A 16861-nucleotide genomic window follows, 5' to 3' on the forward strand; every position below is an offset into this window, starting at 1 on the left:
GGTCACAGGGTGGTCCCTTCGGTGGTGCCGGACAGCAGCAGGTAGAGCGCGGCCATGCGCACGGCGACGCCGTTGGCGACCTGCTCGACGATGACGGCGCGGTCGGAGTCCGCCGCCTCGGCGGAGATCTCCAGGCCGCGGTTCATCGGGCCGGGGTGCATGACGATCGAGTGCTCCGGCAGGACCGCGAGGCGGCGGGCGTCGAGCCCGAAGTACCGGGTGTACTCCAGCGTGCTCGGGAAGAACGCGCCGGCGCCGCCGGACATCCGTTCGCGCTGCACCCGCAGCATCATCACGGCGTCGGGCTGCCAGTCGGCCAGCGTGGCGTCCAGGTCGTAGGAGGTGCGGCACGGCCACGACTCGACCCCGACCGGCAGCAGCGTGGGCGGCGCGACCAGCGTCACCTCGGCGCCGAGCGTACGCAGCAGTCGGACGTTCGCCCGGGCCACGCGCGAGTGCAGCACGTCGCCGACGATGGCGACCTTGAGGCCGGCCAGGTCCGCGCCGACGCCGTCGTCCCCGCCGCGGCGCAGGCCGCCGCCGTGGCCGCCCAGGTGCCGCCGGATCGTGTACGCGTCGAGCAGCGCCTGGGTGGGGTGCATGTGCGTGCCGTCGCCGGCGTTGAGCACCGCGGCGTCGAGCCAGCCCGCGTGTGCGAGCTGGTACGGGGCGCCGGAGGCCCAGTGGCGCACCACCACGGCGTCGGCCCCCATGGCGTGCAGGGTGAGTGCCGTGTCCTTGAGCGACTCGCCCTTGGACACGCTCGAACCCTTGGCGGAGAAGTTGATGACGTCCGCAGACAGCCGCTTGGCGGCCGTCTCGAACGAGATGCGGGTCCGGGTGGAGTCCTCGAAGAAGAGGTTCACCACGGTGCGGCCGCGCAGCGTCGGGAGCTTCTTGATCTCCCGGGACTGCGTCGCCGCCATCTGCGCGGCGGTGTCCAGGAGCTCGATCGCCTCGTCCTTGGCCAGGTCGGCGGTGGACAGCAGGTGCCTCATCGCTCGCCCCCCTCGACGGTCGGGGCGATCGGCACGATCGGGACGCCCACGCCGGGCTCGCGGCCGCTGATCACCACGGCGTCCGTGCCGTCCACCTCGGCGAGGAGCACGCGCACGCGCTCCGTCTGCGCGGTCGGGAGGTTCTTGCCCACGAAGTCCGGCCGGATCGGCAGCTCGCGGTGCCCACGGTCCACGAGGCAGGCGAGGCGCACGGCCTGCGGCCGGCCCAGGTCGCCGATGGCGTCGAGCGCCGCGCGGATCGTGCGCCCGGAGAACAGGACGTCGTCGACGAGCACGACCGTCTTGCCCTCGATCCCCGCCGCGGGCAGCCGGGTCACGCCCACGGCGCGCGTGGGCTGGCGGCGCAGGTCGTCGCGGTACATGGTGACGTCCAGCTCGCCGAGGTCGCGCTCGGGGTCGAACGCCGGGTCGATGCTCGCGAGCCGCTGGGCGAGCCGGGCGGCGAGCGTGACCCCGCGGGTGGGGATGCCGAGCAGGACGACGTCCTCGGCCCCCTTGGAGCGCTCGACGATCTCGTGCGCGATGCGGGTCAGGGCGCGGGCGACGTCGCTCGCGCCGAGCACGACGGTCCCCTCCGGGACGGTCGGCTCCGGTGTTCCGGGCATACCGGTGCCAGCACTCACTGGCGACCTCCTTCTCCGCCTCACGGGACGGTGTTAAAGGGTGTCTGTTCCAACGTCGCCCACCTTATCCCGTCCGCCCGGCCGGGTCCGGGCCGGCGCCCACGATGCGGTCGCGGCGTGCGTCACAGCCGGCACCGGACGGCTGTGGGTACGGAGACGGCGAGAACCCGCGCTCGAGTTCTCGCCGTCTCCGTACCCACAAGGGTCGTGTCGTGCCGCGGTCAGATCAGCAGCGTCGGCTTGATCTCCACCAGCCGGCCCAGGAGCCCGTTCACGAACGACGGCGAGTCGTCGGTGGACAGCTGGCCCGCCAGGTCCACGGCCTCGTCCACGGCGACGGCGTCGGGGACGTCGTCGTTGTAGATCAGCTCCCAGGTGCCGATGCGCAGCAGCGCCCGGTCGACCGCGGGCATGCGGTCCACGGTCCAGCCCTGCGAGTACGTCGCGAGCAGTTCGTCGATGCGCTCGCGGTGCGCGACCACGCCCTCGACGAGGTCCACGGTGTACTGCGGCACCGCCGCCTCGGTGTGGGGCTCGATCACGCGGTCGGCGACGAGCACCTGCGGGTCGAGCCCGCGCTGCTCCGCCTCGAAGAGGATGTCGACGGCGCGCTTGCGCGCCTTGGTGCGTGCGCCCATGTCAGCCGGCGCCCGTCAGTCGTTCACGCGGCCCAGGTACGACCCGTCACGCGTGTCGACCTTGACCTTGGTGCCCTGCTCGAGGAACAGCGGGACCTGGATCTCCGCCCCCGTCTCGAGGGTGGCGGGCTTGGTGCCGCCGGTGGAACGGTCGCCCTGCAGGCCGGGCTCCGTGTAGGTGATCTCCAGGACCACGGACGACGGGAGCTCGACGTACAGCGGGGTGCCGTCGTTCGAGGCGATCATGATGTTCATGCCCTCGAGCATGTAGTTGCTCGCGTCGCCGACGGTCGCGGCGGGCACGGTGATCTGGTCGTAGGTGTCCGTGTCCATGAACACGTAGTCCGCGCCGTCCATGTACAGGTACTGGAAGTCACGCCGGTCGACGCTCGCCGTCTCGACCTTGGTGCCGGCGTTGAACGTCTTGTCGACGACCTTGCCGGACAGGACGTTCTTCATCTTGGTGCGGACGAACGCGCCACCCTTGCCCGGCTTGACGTGCTGGAACTCGATGATCGTCCAGAGCTGACCGTCGATGCGGAGCACGGTGCCGTTCTTGATGTCGTTGGAGGTAGCCACGTTCTCATTCGTCCTCGGGGTCGGGGTACGGAGCAGATGTCGACGTTCCGGCCCGCAGAGGGCCCGAAGCATTCTACAGCGCTACGAGCAGGGCGTGACCGGCGATGCCCAGCGCCGCCGACCAGGCCAGCGACGCGAGCGTGCCGACCACGAACCGCTCGCTCGCCACGGGGTGCTCGCGGAGCTCCGGGAAGCGCCCGAGACCCTTCACGGCGACCACGACGGCCACCCCCTCCGGATAGCCCGCGAGCAGGGTGCCGGTCACGGTCAGGCGCTCGAGCAGCCCGATCCACGTGCCGCCCCGCAGCACCGCCACGGCCTCGGCGGCCACCTGGGGCTCACGCTCGGCGTGCCGCAGCACCCACGGGACGAGCCAGGCGCCACCGCCCACGCTCGCCGCCAGGCCCACGACCCAGACCGCGACGTCCGTCGCCACCACCGCGAGGCTCATCCCCCCGGCACCTCCTCGATCTCCGTCGTCCCGGCCTCTGTCGCACCGGTCTCTGTCGTCCCGGCCGTCTCGGTCTCCGCCGACGTCGGGCCGTCGCCCCCCGGATCCTCCTGCTCCGCGCCCGCGGCCCGCAGCAGGCGCGCCGCCAACGGCCGCGCCGCGGCGTCCTCGGCCCACAGCGCCGCCCGCAGCCGCTGGCTCACCGCCTGCTCGCTCACCCCGAGCGCCGCGGCCGACGCCCGCTGCGGGGCGGGCCCCCGCTGCGCGGCGAGCGCGTCGACCGCCTCCCACCCGGCGGGCGAACGCCGGGAGACGACCGCCCCGAGCAGGTGGAGCAGCGCCTGCGCGTCCGCGGCGATCGTGACGTGCGGCTCGGCGTCCGCGCCCACGACGGCGAGGGGCACGCTCCCCCGCCCCCGGCGCTTCGCCCGCTCGACGGCGGCACGCGCCCGCACGAACGCCGGCCCGGACGCGGCGCGGGACACCTCGGGCAGAGGCCGGTCCACCGCGCCGAGCCCGATCCCGACGGACCAGCCGCCGTCGCGCACGAGGTCGAGCGCGAGGTCCACCGCCAGCGCGGCGCCGTCGTCGTCGGCGGCGAGCACGCCCTGCAGCTCGTCGCCGACGGTGCGGTCGAACGGCAGCACGACGCCCGGCCGACCGCCGGCCCGCGACGCGAGCCGCGCGAGCGCCTTGGGCACCCGGTCACCCGCGCCGGTACTGCCCCGCTGGTCCGCCGTCAGCACGATCATGATTCAAGGCTAGAACCTGGATTCATCCCAGACAAGGACTCCTCCTTGTCCACGCTCCAGTGCTGACCCTTGAGAGGACACGGCTTCAGTCCTGGAGCTTGTGCACGACCGCGGACAGCGCGAGCCGGTAGGAGTCGAACCCGAAGCCCGCGACCGTGCCCGTCGCGATCCCCGCGACCACGGAGTAGTGGCGGAAAGACTCCCGGGACGCCGGGTTGGACAGGTGCACCTCGACCAGCAGCAGCCCCGACGACGTCACCTGCGCGGCCGCGTCGCGCAGCGCGTAGCTGTAGTGCGTGAACGCGGCGGGGTTCAGCACGACGTGCGCCCGCGCGTCCACGGCCTCGTGCAGCCACCCCACGAGCTGGGACTCGTCGTCGGTCTGGCGCACCTCGACCGTGACGCCCAGGTCGCTCCCCCAGCCGGCGGCCTCACGCTCGAGGTCCGCCATGGAGGCGTGGCCGTAGATCTCCGGCTCGCGCACGCCGAGCCGGCCGAGGTTGGGACCGTTGAGGAGGAGGACGTGTGTCATGGCCCCGAGGGTACGGCCTGGTCACGCGGGCGTCCCGTGCGTCCCGGGCGTCCGCGCCGTCAGTCCTCGCTCCCCGCCTCCTCGCCGACGAGCAGCCGCCGCGGCCCGGGGCCGTCGTCGCCCAGGGAGTCGTGGGGGTTGGCGAGCACGCACCGGCTGAGCGAGAGACACCCGCAGCCGATGCAGTCGGTGAGGTCGTCCCGCAGGCGCTCGAGCTGCTCGATCCGTGCGTCGAGGTCGGTGCGCCACGCCTCGGAGAGGCGCTCCCAGTCGCGCACGTTGGGGGCGCGGTCGGCGGGCAGGGTGCCCAGCGCGTCCGCGATGCGCGCCAGCGGGATGCCGACCCGCTGCGACACCCGGACGAACGCGACGCGGCGCAGCACGTCGCGCCGGTAGCGGCGCTGGTTGCCGGGTGTCCGGCGGCTCGAGATGAGGCCCTGGCGCTCGTAGAAGTGCAGCGCCGACACCGCGACGCCGCTCCGGGCGGCGACCTCGCCGACCGTCAGCTCGACGTGGTCCCACGGCACCTTCTCGGCGGACTGCTCCGGCATCCTCGCGCCCCTTCCTCGACCACTTGACCTGAACCATAGTTCAGGTCCGAGCATGGCGGCATGGACGCCATCCGCCACCACTCCTACGGCCCGCCCGTGCCTCATGCTCGCGGCGGCGCTGGCGCGTCCGCGACCCTGCTCGCCCGCCGTACGCGGCCGGTGCCCTCCGGCACCTCGGGCGGGGGCGTCACGAATTCCCTCGCCAGGCCGTCGGGGTTGCGGGAGGCTGCCGATGAGGATGCCGTGCCCGCACGGTCCCCCTGAGAGCACGCCCGAGGTGCGCGCCCCTGCGCGGCCTCGGGACGATCCCGCACCAGCACGCCGTCAGCACGCTCGTCCGCACGCTCGTCAGCACACCGGGAGCCATGATGTCCACGCCTGCGATCCCCCCGACCTCTCACGTCTCCGCCGCGGCTCTCCGCGCCGCCCTGGGCGGGGACACGACCGTCGCCGCGCCCGACGACGACGGCTACGCCGCCGCCCGGACCATCCAGCCCGGCGGCGTCGAGCACCGTCCGGCAGCGATCGTGCGCCCCGCCGACACGGACGCGGTCGCGCGCGCGGTCCGGTTCGCGCGCGACGCCGGCGCCGAGGTGTCGGTGCGCTCCGGCGGGCACTCCGTGTTCGGGCTCGGCGCGGACGACGGCGCGCTCACCCTCGACCTGCGCGGCCTGGACGGCCTCGAGCTCGACGTCGAGGGCCGCACCGCCTGGGCGGGGGGCGGGATCACGGCCGGCGCGTACTCGGTCGCCGCCGGGACGCACGGCCTCGCCACGCCGTTCGGGGACACCGGCACGGTGGGCGTCGGCGGCATCACGCTCGGCGGCGGTGTCGGGCTGCTGTCCCGCTCGCTCGGGATGACCATCGACAGCCTGCTGGGGGCGGAGGTCGTCACCGCCGACGGCGAGGTGGTGCGCACCGACGCCGAGCACGAGCCCGACCTGTTCTGGGCGCTGCGCGGGGGTGGCGGCAACTTCGGCGTCGTGACCCGGTTCCGGTTCGCGCTGCACGGGGTGTCGCAGGTGGTGGGCGGCGTGCTCCTCATGCCCGCCACGCCGGAGAGCGTCGCCGGGGTGGTCGCGGCCGCGGACGCGGCGCCGCCGGGGCTCACGGTGATCGTCATGGTGATGACGGCCCCGCCGATGCCGATGATCCCCGCCGAGTGGCACGGGCGCCTGGTCGTCATGGCGAACGCCTGCTGGTCGGGCCCGCTCGACGCGGCGGAGGCCGCGCTCGCTCCCCTGCGCGACGTCGCGGCCCGCGCCGGCGGGGCGCTGCTGGACGGCCTGCGCACCGCGCCCTACCCGAGCCTGCTCGAGGGCGGGCCGCAGGGCGGCCCGGTCGTCGCGACAGGGCGCACCTTCGTCGCCGACGGCCTGGACGAGTCCGCCGCGGCGCACCTGCTGGAGCAGCTGGAGCGCTCGGACGCGATGATGCGAGCGGCCCAGCTGCGGGTGCTGGGCGGCGCGGTGGCCGACGTCCCCGCCGACGCGACGGCGTACGCCCACCGCGCGGCGCGCATGATCGGCAACGTCGCGGCCGTGGGCCCCGACGCGGCCACGGCGCGCACCTACACGCCCTGGGTCGAGGCGCTGGCCGACCGGCTGCGCTCCGGCGACGGCGCATACGTGAACTTCAGCGTCGACGGCGGCACGGACACCGCCCGCGCCGCCTACCCGGGGGCCACATGGGACCGCCTGCGCGACGTCAAGCGGCGCTACGACCCGCAGAACATGTTCCGCGGCAACGTCAACGTGCCGCCCGCGTAGGCCCGCACGCGCCGGTCAGCGGGTGCGGGCGTCGATCTCGTCCCGGCGCGCGAGCACCAGCCGGTCGACGACGTCGTCCGGCAGCGGCGCGTCGGGCTGGAAGGAGATCGACCCCTTGGTGGTCCGGAACCCCTGCAGGTCGACCGCGAGCGCCGCGACCACCTCCGGGCTGAACGGGTAGAGGCCCACGTGCGTGCGGGTGACCATGGCGCTCACGAGCGGGCTGCCGCGGTAGCGCAGGGCGGGCATGCCGTAGCTGCGGCCCTCCTCGACGTCGGGGACGAGCGCGCGGGCCCGCTCGTAGACGCGGGACACGGCGTCGTGCTCCGGCCCGGTCAGCGTGGTCAGGTAGTCCTGGACGTCTCCCATGGGGACATCGTGCGGCGGCGCACCCGTGGGCGCACCACGGGCCGTCACGTCCGGCGGCGCCGCGCCGTCGGCAGTGCAGGGGCGGAGCGACCGTCCCCGGAAGGATGGGCAGCATGCCACGCACGGACAGCTCCCCGCGACGACGCACCGCGCACCGCCCCGGCCACCGCTCGACCGCGACCGACCTCGAGGACCTGCGGCGCGTCGCGTTCGGCGCGGCGTACCGGATGCTCGGCAGCGTGACCGAGGCCGAGGACGTGGCCCAGGAGGCGATGCTGCGCGTCGCGCCCGTGGGGACCGTCGACGCGCAGGTGCTCAACCCCGCCGCGTACACGACCACCGTGGCGACGCGGATCGCGCTGGACGTGCTGCGCTCGGCCCGGGTGCGGCGCGAGTCGTACGTGGGCGAGTGGGTGCCCGAGCCGCTGGTGGGCGACGTCGTGGCGGCGGGCTCGGCGGGGCGGGAGGCCGCGGCGCGCGCGGAGCTGGCCGACGACCTGTCGACGGCGTTCCTGGTGCTGCTGGAGACGCTGACGCCGTCCGAGCGGGCGGCGTTCCTGCTGCACGACGTGTTCGGCTACCCGCACCGGGAGTCTGCCCACGTGATCGGGACGACGGAGCTGGCGGCCCGGCAGCTCGCCTCGCGGGCGCGGCGCCGGGTGGCGGCGCGGCAGGACGAGGCCCCGGCCGCCCGGACGGGCCGGGCCGACCCGCACGCCGCCGAGCTGGTCCGGCGGTTCATCGCCGCGACGGAGGAGGGCGACGTCGACGCGCTGGTGGAGCTGCTGGCGGACGACGTGGCGCTCACCGGGGACAGCGGCGGCAACGTGCCCGTCGGTCTCGCGGTGTCCCGCCCGGTGGCGGGGAACGTGGCCGTGGCGCGCCTGCTGTCCGGGTTCGCCAGGCGCGGCGCGCCGGCGCGCCTGGAGCCGACGGTCGTCAACGGCGGGCCGGGCATGGTCGCGTACGCCGACGCGTCGGTGGGCGGCGGGGTCATCGGCACGTACGCGCTGCAGGTCTCCGGCGGGCGCATCGCGCGCATCGACGGCGTGATCAACCCCGACAAGCTGCGCCACCTGGCGCCGCTGGCCGACCTCGAGCAGGTCGCCGCCGCGCTCAGGGACGCAGGGCGCCGTCGTCGGGCCGGAGGCCCACCGTCACCTTCAGCATGAGCAGCAGGCCGGCGAGGATCACGGCGACGATGCCCAGCGTGCCCCAGATGGTGGCGCCCGTGAGCGCGATGAGCAGGGTCCACATCGAAGGGGCGAGGAACGACACCGCGCGGCCGGTGGTGGCGTAGAGGCCGAAGATCTCGGACTCCCGCCCCGCCGGCGCGACCCGGGCGAGCAACGACCGGGAGGCCGCCTGCGCCGGGCCGACGAAGCAGGTCAGCGCGAGGCCGGCGACCCAGAACACCACGGGGCCGAGGGCATGCAGGGCGACCACGAGAAGGCCGCACACCACGAGGCCGGTGAGCGAGCCGATGATCACCGCGCGCGGCCCGAACCGGTCGTCGAGGCGCCCTGCCAGGATCGTGCTCACGCCCGCGAGCAGGTTGGCGGCGATGCCGAAGAACACGACGGCCTGGTCGCCGAAGCCGAAGGACACGGCGGCGATGACGGCGCCGAAGGTGAACACGGCGGAGAGGCCGTCGCGGTAGACGGCGCTCGCGAGCAGGAACTGGAAGGTGGGCCGGTCGTCGCGATAGAGCGCGACGACGTCGCGCACGAGCACGCCGTAGCCCGCGAAGAAGCCCACCCGGGGCCGGTCGGACGCGGGCGGCGCCTCCGGCACGTAGCGGAACAGGGGCCAGGCGAACGCCACGGCCCACAGGGCGCAGCCGAGGGCGATCACGCGGTACGCGAGGCCGTCGTCGGTGGGCATGCCCCACCAGTCGAACGCCGTCGCGACGACCACCAGGACGAGCGCGACGATCCCGCCGAGGTAGCCGAGGCCCCAGCCGAGGCCGGACACGCGGCCGACGGTGCCGCGGGTGGAGACCTGCACGAGCATCGCGTTGTAGTTCACGCCCGCGATCTCGCTCGCGACGCTGCCGAGGGACACGAGCGCGGCGCCGAGCACGAACCAGGCCGGATCGGCGCGGACGGCGAACAGCGCCGCCATGCAGGCCACCATGACCAGCGTGGCGCCGCCCACCCACGCCTTGCGCCGCCCCTGGACGTCGGCGCGCTGCCCCAGCACGGGCGCGAGGAGCGCGACCAGGACGCCGCCGATCGTGATCCACAGCCCCAGCCCGCTGGTGAGCCCGGCCAGCGCGCGCTGGTGCACCGGGTCCGTCGACGGCAGGGCCGCCACCTCGGGCCGCAGGAACGCGTCGCTCGTGAGGTACAGCGCGGTGAAGACGAACGTGACGATCACGGTGTTGAAGGGCTGCGTCGCCCAGTCCCACATCGCCCACGAGACCACCTGACGGCGGGGCACCGGCGCCTCGGTGGCGTCGTGCGCGCCGGATCCTGTGCTGTCGTGCGTGGCCCCGGGCTGCGGTGCGGCGGGCTGGTCGCTCATGAGGCTGCAGTCTGCCGGACCCGGCGGCCCGCGCGCCCACGCCGCGCCTCGCCGCGGGCCCGCGGCTACGATCGCGCCGTGCACGCCCCCGCCCCCGACCAGGCCTCCGACCAGACCTGGCGCGCCGACCGGCTCCTGGGCGCGGCGTTCGAGGAGGCGGCGCTGGGCCCCGCGACCCTGGTCCGGGCCCGCGACCGCCCGGACGGCGCCCGCGCGGTCGTGCTGCACGTGCACGGCTACAACGACTACTTCTTCCAGGACCACCTCGCGCGGGCCGTCGTGGCCGGCGGGCACGCGTTCTACGCCGTCGACCTGCGGCGGGCCGGCCGCTCGCTCCTCGACGCCCGCGCGGACGACGTCGGCGGCCCCCGCGACCCGCTGCCCCCGCACTACGTGGCGTCGCTGCGCGAGGCGGGCGCCGACCTGACGGCCGCGGCGCGGGCCGTCCGCGCGCTCGAGCCCGGGCTGCCGCTGGTCGTGCACGCGCACTCGACCGGCGGGCTCACCGCGACCCTGTGGGCGCACGCGGTGCGGGCCGACCCCGCCGACGGGCCCGACCTGCTCGTGCTGGACTCCCCGTTCTTCTCCCTCGACGGCTCGTGGCTGCAGCGGTCCGGCCGCGCGGCGGTGCTGGAGGTGCTGGGCCGGCGGCGCCCGCTCGCCGTCGTGAGCGCCCACCCGTCCGTGTACGCCACGCACCAGCACGCCGACCACGGCGGGCGCTGGAGCTTCGACACGACGCTGAAGCGGCCGGAGGGGCAGCCGGCGCGGGCGGGCTGGCTGCGCACCGTGTGCCGCGCGCAGGCGCGCCTCGCGGACGGGCTCGCGGTGCCGGCGCCGGTGCTGGTCGCGCGCAGCGACGCGTCCGGTCCGGACCGGCCGGACAACCCGCGCCTCGACGCTCAGGACACGGTGCTCGACGTCCGGCGGATCGCCGCCCTCACGCCCCGCGTGGGCCCCGACACGCGCGCCCTCGTCGTGCCGGGCGGCGTGCACGACCTGACCCTGTCCGCCGACGGGCCCCGCGCCGCCTACCTCGACGGCGTGCTGCGCTGGGTCGACGAGCGCCTGCCCGACGCCCGGCCACCTCGTCTCCGGTCCCGGTCCCGGTCCCGGTCCCAAGCCGAGGAGGAGCTTCCGTGAAGCCGCACCCCCCGCACCCGTACCTCGACCCGCGCGGGCCGGACGGCGCGCCCCTGCGGGTGACCGCCCTGGCCCACCGTGGCTTCTCCTACGGGCGGGAGAACCTCGAGAACTCGCTGGCCGCGTTCGCCGCCGCGGTGGACCTGGGCTTCCGGTACGTCGAGACGGACGCGCACGGCACCGCGGACGGCGTCGCCGTCGCCCTGCACGACGCCTCCCTCGACCGCACCACCGACGCCGCGGGGCGGGTGTCCGACCTGCCCTGGTCCGTGGTGGGCCGCGCCCGCATCGGCGGCACGGAGCCTGTGCCGCGCCTCGAGGACGTCCTCGGCACCTGGCCGGACCTGCGCGTGAACATCGACGTCAAGGAGGACTCCGGCATCGAGCCGACGGCCGCAGCGGTCGAGCGCACGGCCGCGCACGACCGGGTGTGCGTGACGTCGTTCGACGCGCGCCGGCGGCGCGCCACCCTCGCGCGCCTCTCCCGCCCGGTCGCGACGTCCGCCGGACGCCGGGAGGTGGCGGGGTTCGTCGCGGGGGCCCGGCTGCGCGCCGACGCGATCGTGCGCCGAGCCCTGCGCGACGTGCACGCCCTGCAGGTCCCCGTCGGTCAGGGCCGCGTGCGCGTCGTCGACGCGGCCACCGTGGCGGCCGCGCACCGCGCCGGCCGCCCCGTGCACGTGTGGACGATCAACGCCCCCGAGGAGATGCACCGCCTGCTGGACCTCGGCATCGACGGCCTCGTCACCGACCGCGCGGACCTGCTGCGCGAGGTCCTGCTCGCGCGCGGCCTGTGGGAATGACCGGCTAGAGCCCGAGCTGCACCGTCACCCCGGGGCTGCCCGTCGGTGGCTCCTTGGAGACCTCCGCGTACGCCGCGGCGAGCAGCACCGGGTCCGGGCCCTCGAGGCGTGTCGGCTTCGCCACGTCGTCCAGCACGACGAAGCGCAGCAGGTTCCCGCGCGTCTTCTTGTCCCGCTGCATGGCGGCGAGGAGCTTGTCCCACCGGTCGCCCCGGTAGGTGGTGGGCAGGCCGAGCGACGTGAGGATCGCGCGGTGCCGGTCGACGACGGCGTCGTCGAGCTTGCCGCCCAGGCGGGCCAGCTCGGCGGCGAACACCATCCCGACCGCGACCGCCGTGCCGTGCCGCCACTGGTAGCGCTCGGTGAGCTCGACCGCGTGGCCGAGCGTGTGGCCGTAGTTGAGGATCTCGCGCAGCCCCTGCTCGGTGAGGTCCTCCCCCACGACCCGGGCCTTGACCCGCACGGACCGCTCGATGAGCTCGGCCAGCACGGCCCAGGTCTCGTCGGCGGCGGCGGCGCCCTTCCACTCGCGCAGCTCGTCGGCGTGCTCCTCGACGAGCTCGAGGATGCGCGGGTCGGCGATGAAGCCGGTCTTGACGACCTCCGCCATCCCGGCGACGAGGTCCCAGCGGTCGAGCGACTCCAGGGCGGCGAGGTCGCACAGCACGCCGGCGGGCGGGTGGAACGCGCCCACGAGGTTCTTGCCCTCGGCGGTGTTGATGCCGGTCTTGCCGCCCACGGCGGCGTCCACCATCGCGAGCAGGGTGGTGGGCACGTGCACGACCTTGATGCCGCGCAGCCATGTGGCGGCGACGAAGCCCGCGAGGTCCGTGGTCGCGCCGCCCCCGACGGAGACGATCGCGTCGGACCGCGTGAAGTCCGCCTGGCCGAGCACCTGCCAGCAGAACGCGGCCACCTGGGCCGTCTTCTGCTCCTCGGCGTCCGGCAGCTCGACGGCGAACGCCTCGTAGCCCTGCGCCACGAGGTCCTCGCGCACCGCCTCGCCGGTGCTCTGCAGCGACGCCGGGTGCATGACGAGCACGCGCCGCACCCCGCCGCCCAGCAGGCTCGGCAGCTCGCCGAGCAGGTGTCGTCCGACGACGACGTCGTAGGGCTGCGCCCCCGTCACGGTCACCCTGACCGTCATGCCTGGACCTCCTGTGCTGCGGGGCCCGCCGACGGGGGCCCGGGTGTCGTGTCGGTGACGCGTGCGTGGACCTGCGCGGCGACCTCGTGCGGGGGGCGCTCGTCCGAGAGCACGTGCACGGTGGCCAGCCGCTCGTACGTCGGGCGGCGCAGCTCCATCAGCTCGACCCACCGCGCGCGGGGGTTGCCGACCAGCAGCGGCCGCGACTGGTTGAACCCGACGCGGGGCGCCGCGTGCGCCAGCGCCACGTCGAGGAAGACGACGACGCCGCCGCCGGCCACGTAGCCCTCGAGCGCGCGCTGGGCGTGCTCGTCCATCACCGCGCCGCCGCCGAGGGCGAGCACGCCCGGGTGGGACGCCAGGGCCGTCGTGACGGCCTCGCGCTCCAGCTCGCGGAACCGCGGCTCGCCGTCGTCGACGAAGATCTCCGCGACCGCCTTGCCCGCGACCTCCTCGACGTCCGCGTCCGTGTCGCGGAACACGACGCCGAGCCGCTGCGCGAGCAGCCGGCCGATCGTCGTCTTGCCGCTGCCGGGCGGTCCGATGAGCACCGCGGCCGGGCTCGACCCGTGTGCGCCCGCGGTCATCGCAGCAGCTCGGGGATCGAGGCCAGGTAGGCGTCGGCGTTGCGCCGCACCTCGGCCACCGAGTCCCCGCCGAACTTCTCCACCACGGCCTGCGCCAGCTCGAGCGCGACCATCGCCTCGGCGACGACGGCGGCCGGCGGCACCGCGCACACGTCCGAGCGCTGGTGGTGCGCGGTGACGGACTCGCCGGTGGCGACGTCGACCGTCGCGAGGGCGCGCGGCACGGTGGAGATGGGCTTCATGGCGGCACGCACGCGCAGGACCTCGCCGTTCGACATGCCGCCCTCGATGCCGCCGGCCCGGTTCGACCGGCGCTGGATGCGGCCGTCGCCGCCGCGCTCGATCTCGTCGTGGGCGGCGGACCCGCGGCGCCGGGCGGTGCGGAAGCCGTCGCCGACCTCGACGCCCTTGATCGCCTGGATGCCCATCAGGGCGCCGGCGAGGCGGGCGTCGAGCCGGCGGTCGCCCTGCACGTAGCTGCCGAGCCCGGTGGGCACGTCGTAGGCCAGCACCTCGACGACGCCCCCGAGGGTGTCGCCGTCCTTGCGGCACTCGTCGATCTCCGCGACCATCGCCGCGCTCGTGGTGGCGTCGAAGCAGCGCACGGGGTCGGCGTCCAGCGCCGCGACGTCGCCGGGGGCCGGCAGGTCCGCGCCCTCGGGCACGGCCACCGGGCCGATCGCCACGACGTGCGAGACGAGCCGCACCCCGACGGCCTGCTCGAGGAACCGGGCCGCGACGACGCCGAGCGCGACGCGCGTCGCCGTCTCGCGCGCGCTGGCGCGCTCGAGCACGGGGCGGGCGTCGTCGAAGCCGTACTTGCGCATCCCGACGAGGTCGGCGTGGCCCGGGCGGGGCCGCGTCAGGGGCCGGTTGCGCGCGATCTCGCGCTCGTCGCCCGTTCCCGCGTCCACGAGGAGGGCGTCGCGCTCGACCGGGTCGGGCGACATGACGTCGGTCCACTTGGGCCACTCGGTGTTGCCGATCTCGAACGCCAGCGGTCCACCCTGGCTGACGCCGTGCCGCAGCCCGCCGAGCACGCGCACGTCGTCCTGCTCGAACTTCATCCGGGCGCCGCGGCCGTAGCCGAGCCGCCGTCGCGCCAGCGCGGCCTGCAGGTCGGCGGTGACGACCTCGACGCCTGCCGGCAGGCCCTCCAGCACCCCGACCAGTGACGGACCGTGCGACTCCCCCGACGTCATCCAGCGCAGCATGCCTGCGATTCTTCCACGCCCACGGCAGGGGTCCGTCCGGTGGTCACCGTGCGGACGCCGGGCCGCGTCAGACGGCCGCGGTGCCGGCAGGGGCCGCCAGGGCGCCGGTCAGCGCGGCGTCCATCGCGGCGACGGGAGCAATGCGGCCGGTCATGAGCCGCACCTGCTCGACCGCCTGGTGCAGCAGCATCCGCTCGCCGCCGACGACCGTGCCGCCGGACGCGGCCCACGTCGAGGACAGCGCGGTCGGCCGCGGGTCGTAGACGACGTCGAGCAGCACGCCGGCCGGCGTGGCGCCGCGGGCGGACAGCGCGGCGGCGACCGGGTCGGCGGCGTAGGCCGGCATCGTCGAGACGACGAGGTCGGCGTCGAGCAGCGCACCGAGCGAGGCGGACGCGTCCAGCACCTCGAAGCGCGGGACGACGCCCATGCGGGCCGCGGCCTGCTGCAGGCCGGCCGAGCGGCCGAGGGAGCGGACGAGCACGCGCGGCGTCGTGCAGCCGAGCTCGCCGAGCGCGGCGAGCGTCGAGGCCGCCGTGGCCCCGCCGCCGAGGACGACGGCGCTGCGGGTCACGGCGTCGCGGCTCTTCCCCTGCGCGCCGAGCCCCTCACGCAGGGCCGTGACCAGGCCGTACACGTCCGTGTTCGTGCCCGTCAGGACGACGCCGCACTGCGCGGGCGCCACCAGCACCGTGTTGACGGCTCCCACGGCGACCGCGAGCGGGTCGACGTGGTCCAGCAGCGGCGTGATCGCCTGCTTGAGCGGCATGGTGACGCTCAGGCCCGCCCAGCCGAGGTCCAGGCCGCGCACCAGCGCGGGCAGCTCGTCCGCGGTGGTGTCGATCGCGGAGTACGCCCAGCCGTCCAGGCCGAGGGCGTCGTACGCGGCGGTGTGCAGCACGGGCGACAGGGAGTGGGTGACGGGGTGGCCGAGCACCGCCGCGCGTCGGGAGGCGGTCATGTCAGTCGGTGTTCTCCGCGGCCCACTTCTGGTACTCGGACTTGAACTGCTCGAACTCGCTGTAGGTGTCGGTGAACTTGGTCTCGCCGGTGTCGAGGTTCACGGTCACGTACCACATCCAGTCGCCCTGCGGCGGGTCGAGGACCGCCTTGACCGACTCGGCTCCCGGGTTGCTGATGGGCGTCGGCGGGAGGCCGATCTGCTTGCGCGACGCGTACGGGAAGTCCTCGTCGTTGAACTCCTTGACCGTGATCTCGCTCGCCGGCTTTCCCCGGCCGTAGGCGTCGATCGCGTCGAGGCCCAGCGGCGAACCGCGATCGATGCGGTTCTCGATGACCCGGGCGACCTCGCCGCGGTAGCCGTCGGGTGCTTCCTTCTCCACGAGCGACGCCTTGTTCAGCACGTCCTCCCAGTCACCCTTGGCGACGCCCAGGCCGTCGAGCTCCTTGGTGGTCTGCGCCACCATCGCCGTCAGCAGGGACGTCGCGTCGTCGCCCGGCTGCACGCTGTACGTCTTGGGGAACAGCCAGCCCTCGGCGTTGCCGTCGGCCTGCTTCGGCAGCCCGAACGACGACGGGTCGTCGAGCGCCTTCTCGAGCTCGCCCTTCGTGATCGTCGTGACGGAGGCGACCTTCTCCACGATCTGGTCGACGGTGTAGCCCTCGGGGATCGTCACGTTCGTCTGCAGCTTCTCGTTCTTGACCAGCGCGGCGACGGCGTCGGACGCCTTCATCTCCGCCTGCAGCTGGTAGGTGCCGGGCTGGATGCCCGCCGCGGCGGGGTTCTGACCGAACGCGTCGTTGAACGCGGCGACGCTGGCGACCACCCCGGCGTCGAGCAGCACGGTGCCCATCTGGCCGCCCGTGGCACCCTCGGGGATGACCACCTCGACCGGGTCCCCGCCCGGGCCCGGGTAGTCCTCGGCCTGCGACCCGACGAACGGGAGATCGCCGACGAGGTCGTCCAGGCGGTCCCACAGCACGTAGGCGCCGGCGCCCACGAACCCGAGCACCACCACGAGCACCACCGCGGTGCGCTGCCGGCGGCGGCGCTTGCGCTTGGCCGCGGCCCGCTTGCTGGCGGCCGAGCGACGCCGCGAGGGTGCCGCAGGTGCCTCCTGCAGGGCGGGATGCTCGAAGAGGTCCGTCACGCCGGGTACTTCCTTCTGACAGGGCCTGGGGTGGGCACGATGGGTCG

19 protein-coding genes are annotated in these 16861 nt (G+C 74.9%); 4 read left to right on the top strand and 15 right to left on the bottom strand.

Annotated features, from left to right (window positions below):
- Positions 1 to 2: 2 nt before the first annotated feature.
- The 8 genes from ACQFYA_RS11130 to soxR all read right to left on the bottom strand — a co-directional run bounded on the left by ACQFYA_RS11130 (position 3) and on the right by soxR (position 5145).
- A complete protein-coding gene (locus ACQFYA_RS11130) occupies positions 3 to 998 on the bottom strand; it encodes an aspartate carbamoyltransferase catalytic subunit (RefSeq protein ID WP_499124052.1) in 996 nt (331 codons plus the stop codon).
- On the bottom strand, positions 995 to 1624 hold the full coding sequence (gene pyrR, locus ACQFYA_RS11135) for a bifunctional pyr operon transcriptional regulator/uracil phosphoribosyltransferase PyrR (protein WP_499127504.1): 630 nt from the start codon (positions 1622 to 1624) through the stop codon (positions 995 to 997). The genes ACQFYA_RS11130 and pyrR overlap by 4 nt, the downstream gene beginning before the upstream one ends.
- A gap of 239 nt (positions 1625 to 1863) precedes the next feature.
- On the bottom strand, positions 1864 to 2280 hold the full coding sequence (gene nusB, locus ACQFYA_RS11140) for a transcription antitermination factor NusB (RefSeq protein WP_499124054.1): 417 nt from the start codon (positions 2278 to 2280) through the stop codon (positions 1864 to 1866).
- Positions 2281 to 2295: 15 nt separating this feature from the next.
- Positions 2296 to 2859: an elongation factor P gene (gene efp / locus ACQFYA_RS11145; RefSeq protein ID WP_499124057.1), complete on the bottom strand. Its 564-nt coding sequence runs from the start codon at positions 2857 to 2859 to the stop codon at positions 2296 to 2298.
- 73 nt (positions 2860 to 2932) lie between these two features.
- Positions 2933 to 3310, bottom strand: coding sequence for a hypothetical protein (locus tag ACQFYA_RS11150; RefSeq protein WP_499124059.1), 378 nt, complete (start codon positions 3308 to 3310; stop codon positions 2933 to 2935).
- The gene (locus ACQFYA_RS11155) at positions 3307 to 4062 is read right to left on the bottom strand and encodes a hypothetical protein (RefSeq protein ID WP_499124061.1); all 756 of its coding nucleotides are present in this window, start codon (positions 4060 to 4062) and stop codon (positions 3307 to 3309) included. Before ACQFYA_RS11155 ends, ACQFYA_RS11150 begins: the two co-directional genes overlap by 4 nt.
- Positions 4063 to 4147: 85 nt before the next feature.
- Positions 4148 to 4594, bottom strand: a complete 447-nt coding sequence (locus ACQFYA_RS11160) for a type II 3-dehydroquinate dehydratase (protein ID WP_499124064.1) — start codon at positions 4592 to 4594, stop codon at positions 4148 to 4150.
- Positions 4595 to 4653: 59 nt separating this feature from the next.
- Entirely contained in the window at positions 4654 to 5145 is a 492-nt protein-coding gene (soxR, locus tag ACQFYA_RS11165) for a redox-sensitive transcriptional activator SoxR (protein WP_499124066.1), read from the bottom strand.
- A gap of 368 nt (positions 5146 to 5513) precedes the next feature.
- Here soxR and ACQFYA_RS11170 point away from each other — a divergent pair, with 368 nt between their 5' ends.
- The gene (locus ACQFYA_RS11170) at positions 5514 to 6914 is read left to right on the top strand and encodes an FAD-binding oxidoreductase (RefSeq protein ID WP_499124068.1); all 1401 of its coding nucleotides are present in this window, start codon (positions 5514 to 5516) and stop codon (positions 6912 to 6914) included.
- 15 nt (positions 6915 to 6929) lie between these two features.
- On the opposite strand, the gene ACQFYA_RS11175 is transcribed toward ACQFYA_RS11170, so the two are convergent.
- Entirely contained in the window at positions 6930 to 7283 is a 354-nt protein-coding gene (locus tag ACQFYA_RS11175) for an iron chaperone (protein ID WP_499124071.1), read from the bottom strand.
- A 113-nt stretch (positions 7284 to 7396) separates the two neighbouring features.
- On the opposite strand from ACQFYA_RS11175, the gene sigJ reads away from it, so the two are divergent.
- Positions 7397 to 8455, top strand: a complete 1059-nt coding sequence (gene sigJ / locus ACQFYA_RS11180; RefSeq protein ID WP_499124073.1) for an RNA polymerase sigma factor SigJ — start codon at positions 7397 to 7399, stop codon at positions 8453 to 8455.
- Here sigJ and ACQFYA_RS11185 read toward each other — a convergent pair.
- The gene (locus tag ACQFYA_RS11185) at positions 8400 to 9809 is read right to left on the bottom strand and encodes an MFS transporter (protein WP_499124075.1); all 1410 of its coding nucleotides are present in this window, start codon (positions 9807 to 9809) and stop codon (positions 8400 to 8402) included. The genes sigJ and ACQFYA_RS11185 overlap by 56 nt on opposite strands.
- Before the next feature lie 78 nt (positions 9810 to 9887).
- Here ACQFYA_RS11185 and ACQFYA_RS11190 point away from each other — a divergent pair, with 78 nt between their 5' ends.
- On the top strand, positions 9888 to 10952 hold the full coding sequence (locus tag ACQFYA_RS11190) for an alpha/beta hydrolase (protein ID WP_499124079.1): 1065 nt from the start codon (positions 9888 to 9890) through the stop codon (positions 10950 to 10952).
- Positions 10949 to 11755: a glycerophosphodiester phosphodiesterase family protein gene (locus tag ACQFYA_RS11195; RefSeq protein WP_499124080.1), complete on the top strand. Its 807-nt coding sequence runs from the start codon at positions 10949 to 10951 to the stop codon at positions 11753 to 11755. Before ACQFYA_RS11190 ends, ACQFYA_RS11195 begins: the two co-directional genes overlap by 4 nt.
- 4 nt (positions 11756 to 11759) lie before the next feature.
- On the opposite strand, the gene aroB is transcribed toward ACQFYA_RS11195, so the two are convergent.
- The 5 genes from aroB to mltG all read right to left on the bottom strand — a co-directional run bounded on the left by aroB (position 11760) and on the right by mltG (position 16814).
- On the bottom strand, positions 11760 to 12902 hold the full coding sequence (gene aroB / locus ACQFYA_RS11200) for a 3-dehydroquinate synthase (protein WP_499124081.1): 1143 nt from the start codon (positions 12900 to 12902) through the stop codon (positions 11760 to 11762).
- Positions 12899 to 13489: a shikimate kinase gene (locus ACQFYA_RS11205; RefSeq protein WP_499124084.1), complete on the bottom strand. Its 591-nt coding sequence runs from the start codon at positions 13487 to 13489 to the stop codon at positions 12899 to 12901. Before ACQFYA_RS11205 ends, aroB begins: the two co-directional genes overlap by 4 nt.
- Positions 13486 to 14703 carry a chorismate synthase gene (aroC, locus tag ACQFYA_RS11210; RefSeq protein ID WP_499124086.1) on the bottom strand — a complete coding sequence of 406 codons (1218 nt, stop codon included), beginning with the start codon at positions 14701 to 14703 and terminating at the stop codon, positions 13486 to 13488. The genes ACQFYA_RS11205 and aroC overlap by 4 nt, the downstream gene beginning before the upstream one ends.
- A gap of 67 nt (positions 14704 to 14770) precedes the next feature.
- Positions 14771 to 15664 (bottom strand): shikimate dehydrogenase, encoded by an 894-nt coding sequence (locus ACQFYA_RS11215; RefSeq protein ID WP_499124091.1) that lies wholly within the window; start codon positions 15662 to 15664, stop codon positions 14771 to 14773.
- A gap of 1 nt (position 15665) precedes the next feature.
- Positions 15666 to 16814 (bottom strand): endolytic transglycosylase MltG, encoded by a 1149-nt coding sequence (gene mltG / locus ACQFYA_RS11220; RefSeq protein ID WP_499124094.1) that lies wholly within the window; start codon positions 16812 to 16814, stop codon positions 15666 to 15668.
- Between the last annotated feature and the right edge of the window lie 47 nt (positions 16815 to 16861).

The organism is Promicromonospora sp. Marseille-Q5078 (genome assembly GCF_050315395.1).
Taxonomy (GTDB): Bacteria; Actinomycetota; Actinomycetes; order Actinomycetales; family Cellulomonadaceae; genus Isoptericola.

Coding starts and splice junctions, on each gene's coding strand:
- ACQFYA_RS11150 (WP_499124059.1), bottom strand. CDS start 3,310: ATGAGCCTCGCGGTGGTGGCGACGGACGTCGCGGTCTGGGTCGTGGGC.
- nusB (WP_499124054.1), bottom strand. CDS start 2,280: ATGGGCGCACGCACCAAGGCGCGCAAGCGCGCCGTCGACATCCTCTTC.
- ACQFYA_RS11205 (WP_499124084.1), bottom strand. CDS start 13,489: ATGACCGCGGGCGCACACGGGTCGAGCCCGGCCGCGGTGCTCATCGGA.
- aroB (WP_499124081.1), bottom strand. CDS start 12,902: ATGACGGTCAGGGTGACCGTGACGGGGGCGCAGCCCTACGACGTCGTC.
- ACQFYA_RS11215 (WP_499124091.1), bottom strand. CDS start 15,664: ATGACCGCCTCCCGACGCGCGGCGGTGCTCGGCCACCCCGTCACCCAC.
- pyrR (WP_499127504.1), bottom strand. CDS start 1,624: ATGCCCGGAACACCGGAGCCGACCGTCCCGGAGGGGACCGTCGTGCTC.
- ACQFYA_RS11155 (WP_499124061.1), bottom strand. CDS start 4,062: ATGATCGTGCTGACGGCGGACCAGCGGGGCAGTACCGGCGCGGGTGAC.
- sigJ (WP_499124073.1), top strand. CDS start 7,397: ATGCCACGCACGGACAGCTCCCCGCGACGACGCACCGCGCACCGCCCC.
- ACQFYA_RS11160 (WP_499124064.1), bottom strand. CDS start 4,594: ATGACACACGTCCTCCTCCTCAACGGTCCCAACCTCGGCCGGCTCGGC.
- ACQFYA_RS11170 (WP_499124068.1), top strand. CDS start 5,514: ATGTCCACGCCTGCGATCCCCCCGACCTCTCACGTCTCCGCCGCGGCT.
- ACQFYA_RS11130 (WP_499124052.1), bottom strand. CDS start 998: ATGAGGCACCTGCTGTCCACCGCCGACCTGGCCAAGGACGAGGCGATC.
- aroC (WP_499124086.1), bottom strand. CDS start 14,703: ATGCTGCGCTGGATGACGTCGGGGGAGTCGCACGGTCCGTCACTGGTC.
- ACQFYA_RS11175 (WP_499124071.1), bottom strand. CDS start 7,283: ATGGGAGACGTCCAGGACTACCTGACCACGCTGACCGGGCCGGAGCAC.
- soxR (WP_499124066.1), bottom strand. CDS start 5,145: ATGCCGGAGCAGTCCGCCGAGAAGGTGCCGTGGGACCACGTCGAGCTG.
- ACQFYA_RS11185 (WP_499124075.1), bottom strand. CDS start 9,809: ATGAGCGACCAGCCCGCCGCACCGCAGCCCGGGGCCACGCACGACAGC.